This is a genomic window from Janthinobacterium sp. GW822-FHT07H10, from assembly GCF_058798675.1.
In genome coordinates, this window is sequence record NZ_JBXAKS010000005.1 from 167,816 (window position 1) to 188,806 (window position 20,991).

Genomic DNA, 20,991 nt, shown 5'->3' on the forward strand with positions numbered 1-20,991 from the left:
AGGGCGCCGTTTTTTTATGGGTATTGCCTCAATCCTGCTCGTCGATCGGCGGCAGCAGCTCGTGCTCCTGGCCGTCGGCCAGCAGCAGCACGGTGCCGCCTGGCGCCGCGTCCTCTTCCTCGTCGCCGTAATCGTAATCGAGCGGCGCCGCCACTTCCTTCGAAACAAAGACTTCTTCCTCCGCTTCCGCGTGGGCGGCCGGCGCGGCGGCGTCGGGTTCGGCGGCCGCTTCCGTTTCCGGCCGTGTCAGCAGCAGCGCCACTTCGGCCATGGCGCGGAACAGGGGCAGCGACAGCGAGGCGGCCGCCGCCTGCATCGGATAGTTGCCATGCACGCGCTGCGCATGCAATTGACGGTTCAGGCGGCAGCGCAGCACGCGCAGGCCGGCGCGCCGCACGGCGTCGGCGATGTCGGGCAGGGCCAGGCGCAGATGGCGCAGGGCGGCCTCTTCATCGGCGGCCAGTTCCAGCAGCACGCCGTCGCCGGCCGGCTCCATCTGGATCACGACCCGGCCGATGCCGAGGATGATCAGTTCCACGCGCAGGGCCACCTTGCCGCCGCGCCGTGGCGGTGCCGCGTCTTCATCGTCGTCGCTGGCCAGCACGCGCAGCAGCAAGCGTTGCCCGCCCCAGCCGTAGACGGCAAAGCGCCACGCTTCGCTGTCGATGCTCAGGGGCGGACGCGGTCCTTCGCGCAGCAGGGCCGGCTGCTGTTCGGCCATGAACAGATTGCCCGGCACATGCTGGCCGCGCGCCTGTTCCTGCAGGGCCGCGTATTGCTCGCCATATGTCTTGACCATCACGCGCCAGGAAGCGGCCAGCTGCGCCGCATCGGGCGGCTGCCACACGAGCTGGCGCGTAAAGAACAGCTGGTTGACCTGCATGGCGCTGCTGTCGCGCGGCGTGGCGCCGGCGCCATCGGCATTCGGCTTGATCAGGGACGCCAGGCTGTCCTGGGCCTTTTGCTGCAGCTGGGCGGGCAGGGTGCCGGCATCGGGCACCGGCGCCATGTAGGGGCCGACGGGCACCAGCGGCTGGACCACGCCCGGCACCATCGGCGTGGCGGGACTGACGTCGAAGCGCTGGGTAATCAGGGGGACAGGGTTGCCTGATGAAATGCGGTCTATCGCCATGCCACTGCTTCCAGGTCGGGTTCCATAAAAAGGCCGGCCGCGCGGGCCGCGTCAGCCATCATGGCTGCAACAGGGAGAGTATCAATTTCTGCATGCTCTGGCTTTGCTTGAGCATGGCCGTGCTGGCCTGCAGCAGCATCTGCGCCGATGTCATGTTCGCGCTTTCCGCCGCATAGTCGACATCCATGATACGGCCGATGGCCGCCTTGGTGTTGGTGACCATGTTCGACAGATTGTTATGCACGTGGTCGAGGCGGTTGCCGGCCGCGCCCAGGGCCGAACGCACGCCGCCGACGTCGTCGATGGCCGTTTCCAGCAGGGCGATGGTGGCATTCGCGCTGCCCGTCAGTTCCGTGCCGGTGGCGGGGGCGCCGAAGTTGGCGCTGGCCGCGCCGAGCGAGGCGAGCACGCCGGCCATCTTGCCCGAGACGTCGAACGCCATCGTTTCGCTCGCACTGGCGCCGATCTGGAACGTCATGGACGATGCCAGCGTGCCGCCGGCCAGCAGCTTGTTGCCGCCGAAACTAGTGTTTTTCATCACGTTGGCCAGTTCCAGGCCCAGGGCGTCGTATTCGGCCTGCATGGCGACCTTGTCCTTGGCGCCCGAGGAAGCATCGGCGGCCTGGGTCGCCAAGTCCTTCATGCGGATCAGCATGGTGGTCACTTCGTCGAACGCGCCTTCGGCCGTCTGCAGCATCGAGGTGCTGTTTTGCGTGTTGCGCATGGCGACGGCCATGCCGCTCGCCTGCGCCCGCAGCCGCGTGGCGATTTGCAGGCCAGCCGCGTCATCCATGGCCGAATTGATGCGAAAGCCGGTGGAGAGGCGCGTCATCGACGTCGACAGTCGCGATTGCGCGCGTGCGGCGGCATTTTGTGCGGCTAGTGCGGCGATATTCGTATGGAGGCTCAGCACTCGGCAATTCCTGTGGATGACGGCTGTTGGATGGGCTTACCTATCAGACAGGCGACCGCGCGGGCCACATCGTTAAAGATTGCCAGGAAATAGTTTCCTTTGCATGCAAAGGCGGGGCGGGGGCGGGACGAAAAAAAACCAGGCCGCGGCCTGGTTTTCAGCGACTGGCCGCGAACGGCCAGGCAGGGACATATTATTGCAGCAGGGACATGACCATCGAGGACATGCTGTTGCTTTGTTTCAACATTGCGGTGCCAGCTTGCAGCAGCATTTGCGACGACGTCATGTTCGAGCTTTCGGTAGCGAAGTCGACGTCCATGATGCGGCCGGTAGCGGCTTTGGTGTTGGTGGCGATGTTGGACAAGTTGGTGTTGACGTGGTCCAGACGGTTGGCAGCAGCACCCAGTGCCGAGCGAACGGTGCCGACGTCGCCGATTGCCGTTTCCAGCAGAGCGATGGTGGCGTTGGCGGTGCTGGTCAGTTCGGTACCGGTCGAAGCTGCAGCGTAGTTGGCGGTAGCCGACGTCAGCGATGCCGTCAGGCTGGTCATTTTGGCGGAAACGTCAAATGCCATCGTTTCGGTCGAGCTCGCGCCGATCTGGAACGTCATCGACGATGCCAGGGTGCCGCCTACCAGCAGCTTGTTGCCGCCGAAGGTGGTGTTTTTCATCACGTTCGACAGTTCCAGGCCCAGTGCATCGTATTCCGATTGCATTGCGGTTTTGTCTTTGGCGCCCGACGAAGCATCGGCTGCCTGGGTTGCCAGATCCTTCATGCGGATCAGCATGTTGGTGACTTCGTCAAACGCGCCTTCGGCCGTTTGCAGCATCGAGGTGCTGTTTTGGGTGTTCGACATTGCAACGGTCATGCCGCTGGTTTGTGCTTTCAGGCGGGTTGCGATTTGCAGGCCTGCTGCGTCATCCATTGCCGAGTTGATGCGGAAGCCGGTGCTCAGGCGCGTCATCGAGGTCGACAGTTGGCTTTGGGTACGGGTGATCGAATTTTGTGCGGACAGTGCAGCGTTGTTAGTGTGAAGGCTCAGCATGGTGTAACTCCTGGTTTGGTGGGTTCAGTCCGGAGCAACGGTTCTTTGTGCTCTCCCAAGTACAAGACGACCATCCGCATAAGCTTATTAAATGCTTTGTGGAAATTTTTTTAAATTCTTTTAAAAAAGTTTCACATCGGCTCGCGGACGGGCCGCCAGCCCCGTCACGGCTGCCCCGCCGCCGCGAGGCAGGCACGGAAATGCGCGATCTTGGCCTCGTCGCTGGACAGGATCTTGAAGCGCGCGCTGTCGGCCGCCTGCACGGCGATGCGCCGGCAGATGGCGTGGTCTTCCTCGAATACCTGGCGGTTCATCTGCGCGCTCGAGTCGAAAAAGCCCTGCAGCGAGGCGGCAGCGGCGGGGCTGGTGACGGCCTTCAGCAGGCGGCTCGAGAAATGCGTGCGCTGCGGCTGGGCCGAGGGGAAGAAATGCTGCAGCGAATAGGAGTACGAAAACGTCGACGACAGCATGGTGAACGGGAACAGGTACAGGCTCTGGTAGCCCTCGAACTGGCTGTCGAGCTGGAACAGGCGCTTGATGGAGCGCAGTTTCCTCGCCATGCCGGCGTTGCCCAGGCCCGCTTCCCATGTCGAGGTCCAGTCCGTGAACCGGTTGTCGCCATCGTCCAGTTGCAACTGTGCCAGCGATTCCGGGTGCACGAAGGGCACGTGCAGCGGTTCGAGCGCGTTTTCCAGCGCGATGCGCCAGTCGCACTCATAGTCATAGGCGTTGAAGTCGCCCAGGCCGGCGATGTTGAAGGAGATATTTTCCAGGGTGGCCTGCGTGTCGCCCAGCTGCGCCGCGAGCGACATGCGCGGCTGCGGCGCGGCAAACAGGAAGTCGGCGCACCAGTCCAGCTGCAGCACCTGCAGCCGGGCGTGCTCGAGTTCGGCCGGCGCATAGCGCTCGCGGCAGGGAATATGCATGGCGCCGGCCCGGTAGGCCCAGCCGTGGTAGGGACAGGCCAGCGGCGCATTGCCGCGTTTTTCCGTGAAAAAGCGCGTGCCGCGGTGCGGACACAGGTTGTCGAAGGCGATCAGCTCGCCCTGGTCGTTATACACGACCACTTCCTCGCCCAGCCAGTCGAGCTTCAGGTAGTCGCCGCTGTCGGGCAATTCGCTGCGGTGGCACAGCAGGTGCCAGAAGTGGTCGCGCAGCTGCCGCGCCTGGGAAGTGGAAGTCATAAAGTCTTTGCGGGTGGAGCGTACACGGTGGCGCCTTCGGCCACGCGGCGCATGACGACGGCGCCGGCGCCGACCGTGGCGCCGGCGCCGACGGCCACGCGTGGCAGGATCGACGCGCCCGAGCCGACCATGACGGCCTGGCCCAGGCGCACACCGCCCGTGATGTCGACGTGGGAGCTGAGCGTGCAGCCCTGTTCCAGCACGGCGTCATGGCCGACGCTGGCGTAGCTGTTGATGGTGACGTAGTCGCCCAGTTCGCTGCCCGCCGAAACGAGGGCGAACGGGCAGATGACGGCGCCCTGGCCGATGCGCGCCGTGCGCGCGATGATGGCGCTCGGATGGATCAGCGTATGGAAGCGCGCGCCGCGCGCCGCCAGCGCCAGCGCGATGTCCAGCTTGGCCTTCGGCGCGCCGATGGCCAGCAGCAGCGTCTCGCCGGGCGCCGGCTGGTAGTCGACGATACTGCCCAGTACCGGATACGGGTAGTCGGCATCGAGCTGCGCTGCGGGCGCCAGGGTGTCGTCGAGCAGGCCGCCGATGCGGGCCGTGGCGGGATCGAGGCTGTCTTCCAGCCAGCACAGCATTTCTCGCGCGAAGCGGCCGGCGCCGACGATGAGGATGGTTTGCATGGGTTCTCCTAGCGGGCCAGGTAGCCGCCGTCGACGGCCCAGGTGGCGCCGCTGACCCAGCGCGCGGCCGGCGACAGCAAAAAGGCCGCCGTCTGCGCGATATCGCTGCTGCGGCCGAAGCCGAGCGGATGGCGCTGCACGTAGGCCTGCATGGCCTCGTCCGGCAAGCCGCGGCTCAGGCGCGCATGCATTTCCGTCTCGACGGCGCCGGCGGCGATGCTGTTGACGCGCATGCCGCGCGGCGCCAGTTCCACGGCCAGCGCGCGCACCAGGCCATCGATGGCTGCCTTGGCCGCCGAATACACGCTCATGCCGGACTGGCCGCTCTGGGCCGCCACGGACGACATGAAGAGCAGGGCGGCGCCATCGTTGAGCACGCCACGCAGGGCCGCGCCGCGCGCCAGCGCCAGCGCCGATTTCACGCTGGAGGCGAACACCTCGTCAAACTGCTGGGCCTTGGACAGTTTGACCGGGCGCAAGAGTTCCACTCCGGCCGCATGGAAGATGCCGGACAGGGGGGCGTCCTGCGTGGCTTGCTTGAGGAAGTCGACGATGTGGTCGCCGCCATCGAGTTCGAGGACTGCGGCGCGGTGGCCGTCGCCTTGCAACGACTGCAGGGTCTGTTCAAGGCGTTCGGGGTCGCGTCCGCTGATCAGCAATTGCGCGCCGCAGCGCGCCAGCAGCTGGGCCGTTTCGCGGCCGATGCCGGACGAGGCGCCGGTGACGAGGATGCGCTGGCCAGCCAGCATGTCGGGTTGAAAGATCATGGTTCAGACTTCGATAAGGCGGTTGACGGTCAGCGATTGCAGGCCCAGCACAGCTGCCGACCAGGAATAGCCGACGCCAAAGCCGAACATGGCGATGGTCTGGCCCTGCGCGGCGGCGCCCAGGCTGTCGGCGATCAGCAGGGGAATCGAGGCGCTCGACGTATTGCCGTAGCGGTCCATATTGATCGGTGCGCGCTCGGGCGGCAGCTTGGCTTTCTTGATGATGTGCTTGAGCATGAAGGTATTTGCCTGGTGGAACAGGAAGGCATCGACCTGGTCGCTCGTGCGGCCGGCCAGGCGCAGCAGGTCCGCCACCAGCGGCGGAATGCTCTTCAGCGTGAAATTGAAGATTTCGCCGCCATCCATGTACAGCTTGGCGGGATCGCGCTGCGCCAGGCGCGCATCGTCGCCGGCATACGGACGGCAGGCGCTGGCGGCCATCATCAGGTGGCGTTCGCCGCCGCCGTCGCTGCCGACGATGAAGTGGGCGGGCGCCGCGGCGGCATCGAATTCCAGCGCCGTGGCCGTGCCGGCGTCGCCGAACAGCAGGGCGGTGGCGCGGTCCGTCTCGTCGACGGTCTTGCTGATGGTGTCGCCCACCAGCAGCAGGATGCGGCAGATGGCTTGTCCATCGAGCATCTTGGCCGCCAGCCACAGTCCATACGCGTAGGCCGAGCAGCCCAGGTTGATGTCGAAGGCGGCGCAGGCCTTGTGCAGGCCCAGCCGGCCATGCAGGGCGCAGGCCGTGGCCGGCAGCACGTAATCGGGGGTTTGCGAGATGAAGATCAGGGCGTCGATGCTGTCGCGCTCCCAGCCCAGGTCGTCGAGCAGGGTTTGCGCGGCCGCCTGGCACAGGTCGGCCGTCGTCTGTCCGTCGGCGGCGCGGCGGCGCGATTGCACGCCGATCATCTTGCTCACATCGGCGACCGCCTCGGCGCCGAAGCGCGCGGCCAGGTCCGCATTGTGGATTTGCGTGCGCGGCAGCGCGCAGACGACGCCGCGCATGGCCAGGTGCGCGCTGCTGAAGGGCAGTCCCGATTCCAGGCGCTGGCTGGACATGGTCAGACCTTGACGGCGATCAATGCCAGCACGTCGGCCATGGTCTCGCACTTGGCCAGGGCCTGGCCTTCGAGCATCTGGTCGAACAGGTCGTCGACGAGGGCGATGGTGGAAATGATGGCCAGCGAATCCCAGGCGTAGTCGCCCAGTTTCAGCTCGGGCACGACCTTGTCGGCGTCGATTTCCAGGATGTCGGCCATGCCGTTGAAAAATTCTTGCATCATGTTTCCTTTCAGAGGTGTTCAGTACTGGGGCGGACGGGGCGCCTACAGGCGCGCCAGCGTGCCGGCCCAGGAATAGCCCACGCCAAAGCCCAGCAGCAGGGCCGTGTCGCCCGGCCGGATGCGGCCCGAGGCGCGGGCGCGGGCGATGGCGATGGGAATGGTCGACGAGACGGTATTGCCGACGGTATCGATTTCAATCACAAACTTGTCTTCCGGGATGCGGATCTTGCGGCGCAGGGCGTCGAGCATGAACTTGTTTGCCTGGTGGAAGATCACGTGATCGATGTCGTCCAGGGTCTTGCCGGCGGCGGTCAGCAATTCCTGCATTGTACGCGGCACGGCGCCCAAGGTGAACTGGACGATCTGCGCGCCATCCATGAACAGGTCGTCCTGGCTGCGCCAGTTGCCCGAGGCATCTTCCGTTTCGCTGGCCGTCGCCGCGCTGCGCGCCGTGCGCATGCCGCCGGCCGGCACGATCAGGTTGTTGGCGCCGCTGCCGTCCGTGCCCAGCACGAACGGTCCCAGCGCCTGTTCTGGCGCGCCGCCGGCGATCACGCTGGCGGCGGAGGCGTCGCCGAACAGGGTGCGCACGCTGCGGTCGCGCGCATTGATGTACTTCGAATAGGTGTCGGCCGTCAGCAGCAGCACCTTCTTGCGGATGCCGCTCTCGACGAGGCCCTTGGCCATCGCCAGCGCATACACGTAGCCGGAGCAGCCCAGGTTGATGTCGAGCGCGCCGCACGAGGTTGGCAAGCCGAGGCGCTGCTGCAGCACGCAGGCGCTGCTGGGCAACAGGTAGTCGGGCGCCTGCGTGCACAGGATGAGGAAATCGATGTCGGCGCGCGCGATGTCATGCGTGGCAAACAGTTTTTCCGCGGCATGATAGGCCAGGTCGCTGGCCGTTTCGTCCGGCGCGGCGATATGGCGTTGCGCGATGCCCGTCTTGTCGAGGATCTTTTGCGCCGGCCAGTCGCTGAATTCCTGTTCCAGCGCGGCATTCGTCAGGATGGCCTGCGGCAGGTGGTAGGCGACGGCGGTAAGTTGGGCGTAGTGGGACATGCGGTGGCCGTTGTCTGGGTCGATGGGGAGGGCGCGGCGCTCAGGCGGTCCTGGCGATCACGGCGGTGATGGCGTCCACGGTCGCCAGCTCGAGCGCCGGGTAGATCGGCAGGCAGATCACCTGGGATGCGGCCAGGCGCGCCACCGGCAGGTTGGCGTGCGCGGCGGACGGCATGCCCCGGTACATGGGGAAATCGCTGATGAGCGGGTAGAAATAGCGCCGCGCATAGATTTCGCGTTCGCGCAGCAGCTGGAACAGGGCGTCGCGCGCCAGCGGATAGTCGGGGCCGACGAGGATGGGAAAATACGCATGGTTGGCCGCTTCGGCATCCATTTGTTCCAGGCAGGTGATGCCGGCCACCCCGGCCAGGCGCTGCCGGTAATGGGCGTCGATGAGCTGGCGTTGCTGGCGCGCCTGGTCGATGCCCTTCAGTTGCAGCAGGCCGAAGGCGGCATTGATTTCGCTCATCTTGCCGTTGATGCCGGCGGCAACGACCGTCACTTCATCGACGAAGCCGAAATTCTTCAGGTGGTCGATGCGCTGCTTGCTCTTGGCGTCGGGGCAGATGATGGCGCCGCCTTCGAAGGTGTTGAAGATCTTCGTCGCGTGGAAGCTGAGCACGGACAGGTCGCCATAGTTCAGCACGCTGGTGCCGCGGTGGCGCACGCCGAAGGCATGGGCGGCGTCATAGATGACTTTGAGATCATAATTGTCGGCAATCTTCTGGATCGCCTCGACATCGCAGGGCTGGCCATAGCAGTGCACGGGCATGATGGCCGTCGTGTGCGGCGTGATGGCCGCCTCGATGCGCGCCGGATCGAGGTTCAGCGTGCGCGCGTCGATGTCGGCAAAGACGGGCTTGATGTCATTCCACAGCAGCGAATGGGCCGTGGCGACGAAGGAATACGGCGTCGTGATGACTTCGCCCTTGATGCGCAAGGCTTGCAGGGCCGTCATCAGTGCCAGCGTGCCGTTGGTAAACAGGCAGATATGCCTGACGCCCAGATACTCGCACAGCGCCTGTTCCAGCTGCTGGTGGAAGGGGCCGCCGTTCGTGAGTATCTTGTTTTCCCAGATCGATTCCAGGTAAGGCAGGAAATCCTGCAAGTCCGGCAGCAGGGGCTGCGTCACGTAGATGGGTTTGTTGCCGCTCATGCCGCGATCTCCCCGGGCAGCTGGCTGTCGAGCGGGGCATCGAAACTGACCGGTGGCAAGTGGTCGCACCAGCGCTGCCAGGCCAGGCGCAGGCTGTTGGCCACGCCTTCGGCAATCAGGCGCGGCTGGCCCAGCGCCGTTTGCACCAGGCGGTGCCGCGTGCTGAAGCGGTAGGCGCCCAGCAGCATGGGATTGGCCGCCATATGCAGGGCCTTGCTGACGAATTCCTCGTCGTCGCGGGCGATGAATTCTTCCAGCTGCACGTGGCGCAGGATGGACGTGCCGGCGCGGCTGGGTACTGTTGGTCCGGCAACGGTGAGGGTGGGCACGCCCATCCACAAGCCATGGAAGGTGGTGGTGCCGCCGCCATATGGTGCCGTGTCGAGGCAGATGTCGACGCGGTGATGCATGGACAGGAAGTTGGCCATGTTGGCGCGCGGCTCGAAGATCAGCCGGTCGGCACTGATGCCTTCCTCGGCGAACCAGGCCGTGAGCACGGGATGCGGCCCTGCCTCGGGCATGGCCGCCAGCAGCATTTTCGCATCCGGGATGGCGCGCAAGACCTTGGCCCAGCGCGCGATGGTCGGGCGATTCAGCTTGTTGGGACGGTTGAAACTGCCGAAGGTCAGGTATTTATTCGTCAGCACGGGCGCCGGCAGGATGCCGTCCGCATGTTCGGATGGCAGGAAGGGCGCGATGGTCGGCAGGAAGATCAGTTTTTCCGTGAAATGGCTGGCGAATTCCTCGGGCGGCGAGAAAAAACGGTCGCTCAGGTAGTAATCCATCGCTTGCAGGCCCGTCGTCAGCGGGTAGCCTATCCAGCTCATCTGGATGGGCGCCGGCTTGCGGGCAAAGGCCAGCAGGCAGTTTTTCGCCGTGTGCCCGGACAGGTCGATCAGGATGTCGATGCCGTCGGCGCGGATGCGTTTGGCCAGCGCGTCCTGGCTCAGGTGGGTGACGGGCAGCCAGTTCGGCAGCAGCTGCGCGATGCGCATGGTCACGCTGTCGACGCGGCTGTTGTTGTAGTACGCATACAACGCAAACTGCGGCATCGTGGCCAGTTCCTCGAGCAGGGGCGTGATGAAATGCGCCACCGCATGGTTACAGAAATCGCCAGAGACCAGACCGATCTTCAGCTGGCGCTGCGGATCGCGGTCGTTCGCATGCGGCTGCCATGCGGCGCGCAGGGACGTTTCATAGCGCTCGCCGAAACCGAAATGCTCGGCCACCAGCGTGGCCGGGTCGTCGCAATGCACATGCGACAGGCCAAACAGCATGTTGCTGTAGATATCATCGTATTCCGGATACTTGGCCAGTGCCGAGCGACATGCCTGGACGGCATCGTCGGTACGTCCCATTTCACTGTAGGTGGCACAGATGTTCAGGTGCGAGCCGATGAAATCCTTCTGCACTTCCAGCGAGCGGCCATAGCTGGCCAGCGCTTCGTCGTAGCGTTTCAGGGAGCGCAGGCAGTTGCCCATTATAAAGTGCACGCGGCTGGAATCGGGCGCGAAGTCGCGCGCGCGCTGCAGGTAGGCCAGCGCCTGCTCCGGCTGGCCACTGTCTTCCAGCGCCACGCTCAGGTTGCAATGGATCAAAGTCGACTGCGGGTCCAGTGTCAGCGCGTGCTGATACATGCGGATGGCTTCGGGATAATCGCCGGCATCCTGCAAGGCGATGGCCAGGTCGTTATGCCGGTTGGCGACATCGGGCGAAAAAGCCAGCGCTTGTCGGTAGGCACCTTGCGCTTCCTCGAAGCGGCGCATCTGCTTGAGGCAATGTCCCAGGCAGGTGTATGCCTGCTGTTTCTCGGGTGCCAGTTGCACTGCGCGCTGGTGCATGGCCAGCGCTTCGTCCAGTTCATCGGCTGCGCCGATGGCTTGCAGGCCCAGGCCAAGCTGGGTGTGCGCATCGGCGCTGTCCGGTTGCAGGAGCAGGGCCTGGCGGTAGCAGGCGATGGCCGCGTCGAACTCGGCCAGGCTCACCAGTACGCTGCCCAGGTTGGACTGGGCTTGCGGATAGCCGGGCTGGACGGCCAAGGCCTGGCGGTAGGCGTCGGCCGCCTCGTCGAGTCGCTGCTGCGACTGCAGGCTGTTGCCCAGGCCATTCCACAGGCCGGCATCGCGCGGCGCCAGCGCCAGTGCCGCGCGGTAGCTTGCTTCGGCCTGGTCGAACCGGGCCAGATTGAGCAGGGCGGCGCCCAGGTTGCTGTGCGCCATGACCAGCCGGGGATCGAGTTCCAGCGCGCGGCGATAGCTGTCCGCCGCCTCCTCGTTGCGTTCGAGTCCCTGCAGGGCATTGCCCAGGTTGCTGAACACTTCGGCGTCGGCGGGCATGCTGGCCAGGGCCGCCTGGTAGGCGCTGACGGCGCCGTCGAGGTCGCCGCGCGCCTTGCGCGTGTTGCCCAGGTTAAAGTGCGCCATGCCATAGTCGGGGCGCAGGGCGATCGCCTGCAGGTAGGCTTGCTCCGCCTCGTCCAGCGCACCGAGCGCTTGCAGGGCGCCGCCGAGATTGCTGTGCGCCTCGGCAAACGCGGGATTGAACTGCAGTGCTTGCTGATACGCCTGCACGGCTTGCGCATAGTCGCCGCGCGCCTGCCAGGCGTTGGCCAGGTTGCAATGGGCTTCGGCGTCATACGGCGTCAGCAGTGTCGTCGTTTGCAGCGCGTCGAGCGCATCCTTGCCTTGCACCTGCAGGGCGGTGCCGAGCACGCTCCAGGCAAAATCGGAGGTCGGGTAGCGGGCGATCAGCGCGTGGGCGCCCTGTTCGAGGTCCGCGTAGCGGCCGGCCTGGTACAGGTCGATGAGCTGCTGGCATTGCGCAGCCGTTGGCGCGGCGGCGATTGCCTCGGCGATGCGCGCGCGCAGCGCTTGCGACTGTTCGTTGTCGAGACCGCGTCCGATGGCCGTGTCGATGATGTCGAGCGCTTCGTCGCGCTCGCCCGCCTTCAGCAAGCCGTCGGCCAGCGACAGCCAGAACTGGCCCTCGTCCGGATTGACGGACAGGGCCTTGCGCAGAAATGGCAGTCCTGCCCGGAATTGCCCCACCTGGCCGGCGAGCAGGCCCATGTTGTGGTTGGCGATGGCATGGTAGGGCTGTGCCTGCAGGATGGCGACATACAGGTCTTCCGCCTGCTCCAGGCGGCCAGCCTGGTGCTCCCTCAGTGCCAGCTCCAGTTGGGTGTCGAGTTGCGTTGCGGAGGTGGCGTCAGTGTTCATGGGAGGGAGGGAAAATGTACCAGCGGCAATTGTAACTGCTGGCAGAGATGAATAGAAAATTTCCCTACGGAATTTTGCTTTAGAGCATCATTGAGCAATTCCTGCTGTTCCCGGCAGGCCACAGCGGCAGGAAAGCTTGTCATGAAAATAAAAAAGCGCGGCTGCCCGAAGGTGCCGCGCTGTCGTCGCATGCGCTGGCGGGCGCGAACCCGCCAGCTGCGCCCGGGGGCGCCTACATGTTCGGGTAGTTGGGCCCGCCGCCGCCTTCCGGCGTGATCCAGACGATGTTTTGCGTCGGGTCCTTGATGTCGCAGGTCTTACAGTGCACGCAGTTCTGCGCATTGATCTGCAGGCGTTCGGCGCCATCGTCGTTCTTCACGAACTCGTACACGCCGGCCGGACAGTAACGCGCTTCCGGGCCCGCATACGTGGCCAGGTTGACATCGACGGGCACGCTGGCGTTCTTCAAGGTCAGGTGGATGGGCTGGTCTTCCGCGTGGTTCGTGTTCGAGATGAACACGGACGACATCTTGTCGAAGGTCAGCTTGCCATCGGGTTTCGGATACACGATCTTCTTCGACTGGGCGGCCGGCTTCAGGCATTCGTGGTCGCCATGCGTGTGGTGCAGGGTCCATGGCGCCTTGCCGCGGAAGATCAGCTGGTCGATGCCCGTCATCAGGCTGCCCAGGTACAGGCCTTTCGACAGCCATGGCTTGACGTTGCGCGCCACGTGCAGTTCCTCATGCAGCCAGGATTGCTCGAATGCGACCGGGTAGCTCGTCAGTTCGTCGTGCTGGCGCTGTTCGCCCAGCGCGCCGAAAGCCGCCTCGGCCGCCAGCATGCCGCTCTTGATGGCGGCGTGGCTGCCCTTGATGCGGCTCATGTTCAGGAAGCCCGCATCGCAGCCGATCAGCGCGCCGCCGGCAAACACCAGTTTCGGCAACGATTGCAGGCCGCCGGCCGCGATGGCGCGCGCGCCGTACGAGATGCGCTTGCCGCCTTCGAAGAACTTGCGGATTTCCGGATGCGTTTTATAGCGCTGGAATTCCTCGTACGGCGACAAATACGGGTTTTCGTAGTTCAGGCCCACCACGTAGCCGACCATCACCTGGTTGTTTTCCAGGTGGTACAGGAAGGAGCCGCCATAGGTTTTCGTGTCCAGCGGCCAGCCGCTCGAGTGGATCACCAGGCCCGGCTTGTGCTGGGCCGGATCGATTTCCCACAATTCCTTGATGCCGATGCCGTACGATTGCGGGTCCTTGCCGGCGTTCAAGTCATACCTGGCCATCAATTGCTTGCCCAGGTGGCCGCGCGCGCCTTCGGCGAACAGGGTGTACTTGGCGTGCAATTCCATGCCCAGCTGGAAATCGGGGCCGGGCTGGCCGTCGCGCTTGACGCCCATGTTGCCGGTCGCCACGCCTTTCACGGAGCCGTCGTCGTTGTAGAGGATTTCCGCGGCAGGGAAGCCGGGGAAGATTTCCACGCCCAGGTTTTCCGCCTGCTGGCCCATCCAGCGCACCACATTGCCCAGCGAGACGATGTAGTTGCCGTGGTTTTCAAAGCAGGCCGGCACGGCGAAGTTTGGCGTTTTATACGCTTTGGTTTCCGTCAGGAACAGGATGCGGTCTTCCGTCACTTCCGTGTTCAGCGGCGCGCCCAGTTCTTTCCAGTTCGGGATCAGTTCGGTCAACGCTTTCGGGTCCATGATGGCGCCCGACAGGATATGCGCGCCCAGTTCGCCGCCTTTTTCCAGCACGCAGACGGACACTTCCTGGCTCTTTTCCGCGGCCAGCTGCTTCAGGCGGATCGCCGCCGCCAAACCTGCGGGGCCGCCGCCCACGATGACCACGTCATACTCCATGGTCTCGCGCGGTCCGTACTGTTCAACTAAGTTATTAGGCTGTGTCATGGTCTCGATTTATAGTCACTCAATTAGATAGCAAAGGATAATAAAGCATCATCGGGGGAAATTTAAGCACGAGTGTGCTTGTTTTTGGCGAGGATTGCAACTTTGGCGCCATTTTGCGTGACATTGCCCCTCGCCGCAATCTAAATCCCGCCATTTTGTGTAATGATGGCGTTTACTTTTGCTCAAGTGCGCCGCGGGCGATTTTGCCCCTGTGCCAGTGGCACGGCGTAAAGTGTTGTCTAAAATAAAACAGGAGTAGCTCGTGGGCATAGAAGTCAATTTCGAGGGCAAGATTGCCCTGATTACCGGCGCATCGAGCGGCCTCGGCGCGCGCTTTGCGAAAGTGCTGGCCCAGGCCGGCGCCCAGGTCGTGCTGGCTTCGCGCCGCACCGAACGCCTGAAGGAGTTGCGCGCCGAGATCGAAGCCGATGGCGGCGCCGCGCACGTGGTGTCGCTCGACGTGACCGACTTCGCCAGCATCAAGTCGGCCATCGCGCATGCGGAAACGGAAGCGGGGCCCATCGATATCCTCGTCAACAACTCAGGTGTCTCCACCACGCAACGCCTGGTCGACGTCACGCCCGAAGATTACTCGTTCGTGATGGACACCAACCTGCGCGGATCGTTCTTCGTGGCCCAGCAAACGGCCAAGCGCATGATCGCGCGCGCCAAGGGCGACCCGAAGAAACAGCACCGCATCATCAATATCGCCTCGATGGCGGGCTTGCAGGTGCTGCCGCAGATCGGCGTGTATTGCATGAGCAAGGCGGGCATGGTGCACATGACGCGCGCCATGGCCGTGGAGTGGGGCAAGTATGGCATCAACACCAACGCCATCTGTCCCGGCTACATTTCCACCGAGATCAATGAAGATTACTTCGCCACCGAGCAAGGCAAGAAGCTGATCGAGATGCTGCCGAACAAGCGCCCGGGCAAGCCGGAAGACCTCGACGGCTTGCTGCTGTTGCTGGCGGGCGAGGATTCGCATTTCATCAACGGCGCGATTATTTCCGCTGATGGCGGCATGGCCAGCATGTAGCTGGCATGGGGCAGGGGATTGTTGCCACATGGAAAATTAGCGGCTATGATGGTTTTGCTTGCGGCATAGCGTCCGAGCATAACCATAATATACGAGAATTTCACGATGGCAACTCCCTCGAAGTTTGATAATGACACGTTTCAGCTGGCCCGCGATCACTTGAATGCTTTTGTTGCAAGGACCGCCGCCAAGCTTGCCGGTGAGACGGGCAAGCTGCTGGAAGTGGGGCCGCAGGATCGCTCCACCGTGCGCGAAAACTTCAGCAATTTCAGCGTCGATACCTTTGATATCGTCGATACCTACAGCCCCACCTTGGTGGGCGACATCACCAAGGTCAATGCGGCGATCGCGGACAGTGCCTATGACTGCGTCGTCTGCCTGGAAGTGATTGAGCATACGCTCAATCCGTTTGACACCGTCAAGGAAATCCGCCGCATCCTCAAGCATGAAGGCTATCTGCTCATTTCCGCTCCCTTGAACTGGCGCATCCATGGCCCGATTCCGGATTGCTGGCGTATTACCGAGCATGGCTGGAGCGCCTTGCTGCGCGATTTCGACATCATTGAAATCGATATTCTGGAAACGCCCGACCGTGAGCTGTTCCCGATCAAATATAACGTGCTGGCGAAGTGCAACAAGTTCAAGAACACGCAGGACAATGAACTGACGTTCCGTTTTATCTAGGAGTGGCGATGGTACTGGCTGCAGTAAATGAACAGGCCGAGGACGTCTTGCGGCGCATCAGCGGGGATCGATTCGTGCCGGAGATATTCCGGGAGACGGGCGTCTTTGTCGTGCGTAACGCCATTGCGCCGGATCTGCTGGCGCAGTGGCAGCACGAGTGGGACATGTTTTATGACGCCAAGCTGCGCTCCGGCCGCAATGTCAGCCAGGCCAATCCGGTGTCGCTGACCGAAGAGCTGCCGGAAAAATTGCTGGAAATGTACCGTGCGCCGGTCTATGCCGAAACGCTGTCGCGGATATTCGGTCCCGATGTGGCGCTATACAATCACCGCTTCGTCATCAAGGATGCGTTCAGCCCGAACCGGGTATTCCTGCATCAGGATAGCTGTTATCACCTGGGCAATCTGAATAAGTGCAGCGTTTTTACCGCCTTGAGCCGTGTGGATGAGGCCAACGGCGCAATGAGTTTTTATGTCGGCTCGCATAAACTCGGTTATCTCGGCGATGCTGGCGAAATCAATCCCGACAGTTTCAGCATCAAGTTCGTCAAGGTCACGCCTGTTTTGAATGCCGGCGATTTCGTGGTCATGAACAGCTCGACGTGGCATGAGTCGGGGCCGAATGTGTCTGGCGTCCACCGCATTCTGGCCGATACGATTTTCCAGCCTGCCGACGACCCGACGGGCAAGGAGCTGGTGTCGGGGGAATGGAAAACGGATATTTTCTATTCGCCGCTCAATTGCATCCAGTATTTTGCCAACTCCAGGGTATTGAAAATCATCAAGTACGAACAGGCAAGGCGGGAGCAGGCCGGCGCGCCCTGACCTCCGCCGTCAGCGCTGCAGCTGCAAGCCCACCAGCTTGTGCACCAGCTCGGATGAGGTGGAGGCGGCGAACTTGCGCATCAGCTTGGCACGGTGCATTTCCACCGTGCGGGGGCTGAGGTCGATCTGCCGGGCGATCAGCTTGCTCGTCTTGCCCTCCACCAGCAGGGCGGCGATCTCGCGCTCGCGCGGCGTCAGTTCCGCCGTCACGGGACGTTTCTCGCTGACATCCTCGAACGTCCAGATGCCCGGCCCCAGCGGCTGCGCGGGCAGCATGGCGTGGCCCGTGACGTGGCACCAGAATAATTCTCCATTGCTGCGGCGCATGATGCGCTCATCCGAATAGCGGCCCCTGGCGTTCATGATGGGAATGATGCGGTCACCGGTGCGCAGGAATTCATCGTGCGTGGGGTAGAGTACCTCGAACGACTGGTCGTCGAGCTGGGCGCGCGCGTAACCGAACATGGCCGCCAGCGCTTCGTTGCAGCTGCGCATGATGCGGTTTTCCGACATGCACATGCCGACGGGCGCGTGCAGGAAGATGCTTTCATAGTCGATGGCTGACGCGGCGTTCATCTGATGCGTATCACTCTCACAGGGGGATTGCCGGCACGGCGCCGGTAGTTCTACGGTATTGTACTTTCCACTCGCGTATTTTATGCTGAGTCGCTGCCAGAGTCCTGGACTCTAGGCCAAAGCTTAACAAAATAGAGGGACACCCATGAATAAAGTTTATCCTGACGCCGCTGCGGCGCTGGCCGGTATCGTCCAAGATGGCCAGACCATCGCTGTCGGCGGCTTCGGCCTGTGCGGCATCCCCGAAGCCCTGATCGGCGCCTTGCGCGATTCGGGCGTGACGGGCCTGACAGCCATTTCCAACAACGCCGGCGTGGACGGCTTCGGCCTGGGGCAGCTCCTGACCACGCGCCAGATCAAGAAAATGATCGCCTCCTATGTGGGCGAAAACAAGGAATTCGCGCGCCAGTACCTGGCCGGCGAGCTGGAACTGGAATTCACGCCGCAAGGCACGCTGGCCGAGAAGCTGCGCGCCGGCGGCGCCGGCATTCCCGCCTTCTTTACCAAGACGGGCGTGGGCACCATCGTTGCCGACGGCAAGGAAATCCGCGAATTCGACGGCGAGCAGTACGTGATGGAACGCAGTCTCGTGGCCGACGTGTCGCTGGTGAAAGCCTACATGGCCGATCGCGCGGGCAATTTGGTCTATCGCAAGACGGCGCGCAATTTCAACCCGAACGTGGCCATGGCTGGCAAGATCACCATCGTCGAAGTGGAAAAACTGGTCGAGGTAGGCGAGATCGACCCGGACCAGGTGCATACGCCGAGCATCTTCGTGCACCGCATCGTGGTCAACGCGAACCCGGAAAAACGCATCGAGCAGCGCACCGTGCGCAGCGAAGCTTAAAAAAGAATACGGAGAACATCATGGCTTGGACGAGAGACGAAATGGCTGCGCGTGCTGCGCGGGAATTGCAGGATGGCTTTTATGTGAACCTGGGCATCGGCTTGCCGACCCTGGTGGCCAATTACGTACCGGAAAATATCGAAGTGTTCCTGCAGTCGGAAAACGGCTTGCTGGGCATCGGCCCGTTCCCCACCGACGAGGAAGTCGATGCGGACCTGATCAATGCCGGCAAGCAGACGGTGACGGCCTTGCCGGGCGCCGCCTACTTCAGCTCGGCCGACTCGTTCGGCATGATCCGCGGCGGCAAGATCAACCTGGCCATCCTGGGCGCTATGCAAGTGTCGGAAAAGGGCGACCTGGCGAACTGGATGATTCCAGGCAAGATGGTCAAGGGCATGGGCGGCGCCATGGACCTGGTGGCCGGCGTCAAGCGCGTCGTGGTGCTGATGGAACACGTGGCCACGGCCAAGGATGGCACGACGTCGCACAAGCTGCTCAAGCAGTGCGACCTGCCATTGACGGGCGTGGGCGTGGTCGACGTCATCATCAGCGACCTGGGCGTGATCGACGTGACGGAAAACGGCCTGAAGCTGGTGGAGCTGGCGCCAGGCGTGAGCAAGGAACAGGTGCAGGCGGCCACGGGCGCTGAGCTGGACGTGTCCGCCGTATAAACGGATGGTTGTAGGAAATGCAAGGGCGGACAGCGATGTCCGCTCTTTTTTTATGCGCCCGCCTTGCCGCGCAAGCCGTCGAGGCTGTAGGCGCCGGCGCCCGCTGCCGCGAAATACAGGAAGGTGAAGCAGTACATCACGGCCATTTCGCCGCCGTTCAGGATGGGCAGGAAGCCGGCCGGCGCATGCGCCATGAAGTAGGCGGCCGCCATCTGGCCCGACAGGATGAAGGCGACGGGGCGCGTGAACAGGCCGATCAGCAGCAGCGTGCCGCCGACGAGCTCGATGACGCCGGCCGCGCCCATCACGGAAAACAGTTGCAGGCCGTCGAACATGGCCACGTGCGGCGCGCCGAACAGCTTGGCCGTGCCGTGCTGCAGAAAGAGAAAGCCGAGGATGATGCGAAGCAAGCCCAACAGGCGTGGGCTCCAGGTGGCGTAAAAGGCGGGCGTGAGGGACATGAGTACTCCATTCAAAAGGTCGATGGTTCGGTGTCAGGCTTGCATTAACGCAATGTCATTATGCGGGAGCTTGCTGGCGAACAGTACTGTAACTGTAATTGTTTTGCGTCGATTAATCATCTGGCTTCAAGTTGATGCATCATTAACTATTGGTTGATGATGCAACAGGGGGCGCCCATGCAAAAAGCCCCGCAGATCGCTCTGCGGGGCTTCTTCGTATTGCCGCTGCGGGGGAGGCCGCTTACTTGACGATATTGACTGCCGGGGCGATGTAGGCGTCGTCGACGGGCGAGGTCGGATTGGCCAGCTCGCTATGCAGCTTGTCCATGTCCAGCTCTTTTTCCCATTTCGACACGACGATGGTTGCCACGCCGTTGCCCACAAAATTAGTCAGCGCGCGGCATTCGCTCATGAAGCGGTCGATGCCGAGGATCAGCGCCATGCCGGCCACGGGAATCGTCGGCACCACGGCCAGGGTGGCGGCCAGCGTGATGAAGCCGGCGCCGGTGATGCCGGAGGCGCCTTTCGAGGTCAGCATCGCCACGCCGAGGATGGTGAGCTCTTGCCAGATGGTCAGTTCCGTGTTGGTTGCCTGCGCCACGAACAGGGCGGCCATGGTCATGTAGATGTTGGTGCCGTCCAGGTTGAACGAGTAGCCGGTAGGCACGACCAGGCCGACCACCGGTTTCGAGCAGCCGAGGCGCTCGAGTTTTTTCATCAGGGCCGGCAGGGCCGATTCCGACGAGCTGGTACCCAGCACGATCAGCAGTTCTTCCTTGATGTACAGCAGGAAGCGGCCAATCGAGAAACCCGTGTACTTGGCGATCAGGCCCAGCACGACGAAGACGAACAGGAAGCAGGTCAGGTAGAACGAGCCCATCAGTTTAGCCAGCGGGATCAGCGAAGCCAGGCCGTATTTGCCGATGGTGAAGGCCATCGCGCCGAACGCGCCGATCGGGGCGACTTTCATGATGATGTTGACCATGCCGAAGATGGCGTGCGACAGCTCGTCGATCAGCTTGGTGACAGGGCGGCCACGCTCGCCCAGTAAGGACAGCGAGAAACCGAACAGCACGGCGATCAGCAGCACTTGCAGGATGTCGCCCTTGGCGAACGCGTCGACGAAGGTCTTCGGGATGATGTTCATCAGGAAGTCGGTCGTCGTCAAGCCTTCGGCGTGCGTGTATTGCGCGATCGACTTGGCGTCCAGGTGGGCCGGATCGGCGTTGAAGCCGGCGCCCGGTTTCAGGATGTTAGCAACCAGCAAGCCGATGGCCAGCGCGAAGGTGGAGACCACTTCGAAGTACAGCAGCGCCTTGCCGCCCACGCGGCCGATTTTCTTGACGTCCTGCATGCCGGCGATGCCGGAGACCACGGTACAGAAGATCACCGGGGCGATGATCATCTTGATCAGTTTGATAAAGCCGTCGCCCAGCGGTTTCATGTCGACGGCGTTCGATGGGTAGAACACCCCCAGCAGCACGCCTGCCACGATGGCGAACAGCACCTGGACGTACAGGATTTTATAGAATGGTTTTTTCACGAGTGGTCTCCTCTTGCGGGTTGATGCTGCGATCATCCACCGATTGGACGG

General features: G+C 63.1%; 20 protein-coding genes. 5 read left to right on the plus strand and 15 right to left on the minus strand.

The window, feature by feature from the left end:
- Positions 1 to 28: 28 nt before the first annotated feature.
- The 12 genes from AC1RDJ_RS14030 to AC1RDJ_RS14085 all read right to left on the minus strand — a co-directional run bounded on the left by AC1RDJ_RS14030 (position 29) and on the right by AC1RDJ_RS14085 (position 14,295).
- A complete protein-coding gene (locus AC1RDJ_RS14030; protein WP_493027755.1) occupies positions 29 to 1,132 on the minus strand; it encodes a hypothetical protein in 1,104 nt (367 codons plus the stop codon).
- A 58-nt stretch (positions 1,133 to 1,190) separates the two neighbouring features.
- Positions 1,191 to 2,045, minus strand: coding sequence for a flagellin N-terminal helical domain-containing protein (locus AC1RDJ_RS14035; RefSeq protein ID WP_289887190.1), 855 nt, complete (start codon positions 2,043 to 2,045; stop codon positions 1,191 to 1,193).
- A 193-nt stretch (positions 2,046 to 2,238) separates the two neighbouring features.
- The gene (locus tag AC1RDJ_RS14040) at positions 2,239 to 3,090 is read right to left on the minus strand and encodes a flagellin N-terminal helical domain-containing protein (RefSeq protein WP_071324085.1); all 852 of its coding nucleotides are present in this window, start codon (positions 3,088 to 3,090) and stop codon (positions 2,239 to 2,241) included.
- Positions 3,091 to 3,254: 164 nt separating this feature from the next.
- Entirely contained in the window at positions 3,255 to 4,274 is a 1,020-nt protein-coding gene (locus AC1RDJ_RS14045) for an aromatic ring-hydroxylating oxygenase subunit alpha (RefSeq protein WP_071324084.1), read from the minus strand.
- Entirely contained in the window at positions 4,271 to 4,903 is a 633-nt protein-coding gene (locus AC1RDJ_RS14050) for a NeuD/PglB/VioB family sugar acetyltransferase (RefSeq protein ID WP_071324083.1), read from the minus strand. The genes AC1RDJ_RS14045 and AC1RDJ_RS14050 overlap by 4 nt, the downstream gene beginning before the upstream one ends.
- An 8-nt stretch (positions 4,904 to 4,911) precedes the next feature.
- Positions 4,912 to 5,667 (minus strand): SDR family NAD(P)-dependent oxidoreductase, encoded by a 756-nt coding sequence (locus AC1RDJ_RS14055; RefSeq protein ID WP_493027930.1) that lies wholly within the window; start codon positions 5,665 to 5,667, stop codon positions 4,912 to 4,914.
- A gap of 6 nt (positions 5,668 to 5,673) precedes the next feature.
- Positions 5,674 to 6,729, minus strand: a complete 1,056-nt coding sequence (locus AC1RDJ_RS14060) for a ketoacyl-ACP synthase III (protein WP_493027756.1) — start codon at positions 6,727 to 6,729, stop codon at positions 5,674 to 5,676.
- 2 nt (positions 6,730 to 6,731) lie between these two features.
- Positions 6,732 to 6,950, minus strand: coding sequence for an acyl carrier protein (locus tag AC1RDJ_RS14065; RefSeq protein ID WP_071324080.1), 219 nt, complete (start codon positions 6,948 to 6,950; stop codon positions 6,732 to 6,734).
- A 45-nt stretch (positions 6,951 to 6,995) separates the two neighbouring features.
- On the minus strand, positions 6,996 to 8,012 hold the full coding sequence (locus AC1RDJ_RS14070; protein WP_493027757.1) for a ketoacyl-ACP synthase III: 1,017 nt from the start codon (positions 8,010 to 8,012) through the stop codon (positions 6,996 to 6,998).
- Positions 8,013 to 8,052: 40 nt separating this feature from the next.
- Entirely contained in the window at positions 8,053 to 9,168 is a 1,116-nt protein-coding gene (gene vioA / locus AC1RDJ_RS14075) for a dTDP-4-amino-4,6-dideoxy-D-glucose aminotransferase VioA (RefSeq protein WP_493027758.1), read from the minus strand.
- Positions 9,165 to 12,386: a tetratricopeptide repeat protein gene (locus tag AC1RDJ_RS14080; RefSeq protein WP_493027759.1), complete on the minus strand. Its 3,222-nt coding sequence runs from the start codon at positions 12,384 to 12,386 to the stop codon at positions 9,165 to 9,167. Before AC1RDJ_RS14080 ends, vioA begins: the two co-directional genes overlap by 4 nt.
- A gap of 232 nt (positions 12,387 to 12,618) precedes the next feature.
- Positions 12,619 to 14,295, minus strand: coding sequence for an electron transfer flavoprotein-ubiquinone oxidoreductase (locus AC1RDJ_RS14085; protein ID WP_198043693.1), 1,677 nt, complete (start codon positions 14,293 to 14,295; stop codon positions 12,619 to 12,621).
- A 262-nt stretch (positions 14,296 to 14,557) separates the two neighbouring features.
- Between AC1RDJ_RS14085 and AC1RDJ_RS14090 the strand changes: the two genes are divergently transcribed.
- From AC1RDJ_RS14090 to AC1RDJ_RS14100, 3 genes are all read left to right on the plus strand, one after another.
- Positions 14,558 to 15,334: an SDR family oxidoreductase gene (locus AC1RDJ_RS14090; protein WP_070221564.1), complete on the plus strand. Its 777-nt coding sequence runs from the start codon at positions 14,558 to 14,560 to the stop codon at positions 15,332 to 15,334.
- Between the two features lie 105 nt (positions 15,335 to 15,439).
- A complete protein-coding gene (locus AC1RDJ_RS14095; RefSeq protein WP_071324075.1) occupies positions 15,440 to 16,018 on the plus strand; it encodes a class I SAM-dependent methyltransferase in 579 nt (192 codons plus the stop codon).
- 8 nt (positions 16,019 to 16,026) lie between these two features.
- Positions 16,027 to 16,842: a phytanoyl-CoA dioxygenase family protein gene (locus AC1RDJ_RS14100; RefSeq protein ID WP_493027760.1), complete on the plus strand. Its 816-nt coding sequence runs from the start codon at positions 16,027 to 16,029 to the stop codon at positions 16,840 to 16,842.
- A 9-nt stretch (positions 16,843 to 16,851) separates the two neighbouring features.
- Here AC1RDJ_RS14100 and AC1RDJ_RS14105 read toward each other — a convergent pair whose 3' ends face one another.
- Positions 16,852 to 17,418 carry a PAS and helix-turn-helix domain-containing protein gene (locus tag AC1RDJ_RS14105; RefSeq protein WP_289887180.1) on the minus strand — a complete coding sequence of 189 codons (567 nt, stop codon included), beginning with the start codon at positions 17,416 to 17,418 and terminating at the stop codon, positions 16,852 to 16,854.
- Between the two features lie 145 nt (positions 17,419 to 17,563).
- On the opposite strand from AC1RDJ_RS14105, the gene AC1RDJ_RS14110 reads away from it, so the two are divergent.
- Together AC1RDJ_RS14110 and AC1RDJ_RS14115 are read left to right on the plus strand one after the other, a co-directional pair.
- Positions 17,564 to 18,265: a CoA transferase subunit A gene (locus tag AC1RDJ_RS14110; RefSeq protein ID WP_289887179.1), complete on the plus strand. Its 702-nt coding sequence runs from the start codon at positions 17,564 to 17,566 to the stop codon at positions 18,263 to 18,265.
- A 20-nt stretch (positions 18,266 to 18,285) separates the two neighbouring features.
- Positions 18,286 to 18,936 (plus strand): CoA transferase subunit B, encoded by a 651-nt coding sequence (locus AC1RDJ_RS14115; RefSeq protein ID WP_071324072.1) that lies wholly within the window; start codon positions 18,286 to 18,288, stop codon positions 18,934 to 18,936.
- A gap of 50 nt (positions 18,937 to 18,986) precedes the next feature.
- On the opposite strand, the gene AC1RDJ_RS14120 is transcribed toward AC1RDJ_RS14115, so the two are convergent.
- Positions 18,987 to 19,397, minus strand: a complete 411-nt coding sequence (locus AC1RDJ_RS14120; RefSeq protein ID WP_071324071.1) for a DoxX family protein — start codon at positions 19,395 to 19,397, stop codon at positions 18,987 to 18,989.
- 241 nt (positions 19,398 to 19,638) lie between these two features.
- Positions 19,639 to 20,976: a dicarboxylate/amino acid:cation symporter gene (locus AC1RDJ_RS14125; RefSeq protein WP_232250906.1), complete on the minus strand. Its 1,338-nt coding sequence runs from the start codon at positions 20,974 to 20,976 to the stop codon at positions 19,639 to 19,641.
- Positions 20,977 to 20,991: the final 15 nt, after the last annotated feature.

Coding starts and splice junctions, on each gene's coding strand:
- AC1RDJ_RS14030 (WP_493027755.1), bottom strand. CDS start 1,132: ATGGCGATAGACCGCATTTCATCAGGCAACCCTGTCCCCCTGATTACC.
- AC1RDJ_RS14040 (WP_071324085.1), bottom strand. CDS start 3,090: ATGCTGAGCCTTCACACTAACAACGCTGCACTGTCCGCACAAAATTCG.
- AC1RDJ_RS14045 (WP_071324084.1), bottom strand. CDS start 4,274: ATGACTTCCACTTCCCAGGCGCGGCAGCTGCGCGACCACTTCTGGCAC.
- AC1RDJ_RS14050 (WP_071324083.1), bottom strand. CDS start 4,903: ATGCAAACCATCCTCATCGTCGGCGCCGGCCGCTTCGCGCGAGAAATG.
- AC1RDJ_RS14060 (WP_493027756.1), bottom strand. CDS start 6,729: ATGTCCAGCCAGCGCCTGGAATCGGGACTGCCCTTCAGCAGCGCGCAC.
- AC1RDJ_RS14065 (WP_071324080.1), bottom strand. CDS start 6,950: ATGCAAGAATTTTTCAACGGCATGGCCGACATCCTGGAAATCGACGCC.
- AC1RDJ_RS14070 (WP_493027757.1), bottom strand. CDS start 8,012: ATGTCCCACTACGCCCAACTTACCGCCGTCGCCTACCACCTGCCGCAG.
- vioA (WP_493027758.1), bottom strand. CDS start 9,168: ATGAGCGGCAACAAACCCATCTACGTGACGCAGCCCCTGCTGCCGGAC.
- AC1RDJ_RS14080 (WP_493027759.1), bottom strand. CDS start 12,386: ATGAACACTGACGCCACCTCCGCAACGCAACTCGACACCCAACTGGAG.
- AC1RDJ_RS14085 (WP_198043693.1), bottom strand. CDS start 14,295: ATGACACAGCCTAATAACTTAGTTGAACAGTACGGACCGCGCGAGACC.
- AC1RDJ_RS14095 (WP_071324075.1), top strand. CDS start 15,440: ATGGCAACTCCCTCGAAGTTTGATAATGACACGTTTCAGCTGGCCCGC.
- AC1RDJ_RS14100 (WP_493027760.1), top strand. CDS start 16,027: ATGGTACTGGCTGCAGTAAATGAACAGGCCGAGGACGTCTTGCGGCGC.
- AC1RDJ_RS14105 (WP_289887180.1), bottom strand. CDS start 17,418: ATGAACGCCGCGTCAGCCATCGACTATGAAAGCATCTTCCTGCACGCG.
- AC1RDJ_RS14110 (WP_289887179.1), top strand. CDS start 17,564: ATGAATAAAGTTTATCCTGACGCCGCTGCGGCGCTGGCCGGTATCGTC.
- AC1RDJ_RS14115 (WP_071324072.1), top strand. CDS start 18,286: ATGGCTTGGACGAGAGACGAAATGGCTGCGCGTGCTGCGCGGGAATTG.
- AC1RDJ_RS14120 (WP_071324071.1), bottom strand. CDS start 19,397: ATGTCCCTCACGCCCGCCTTTTACGCCACCTGGAGCCCACGCCTGTTG.
- AC1RDJ_RS14125 (WP_232250906.1), bottom strand. CDS start 20,976: ATGATCGCAGCATCAACCCGCAAGAGGAGACCACTCGTGAAAAAACCA.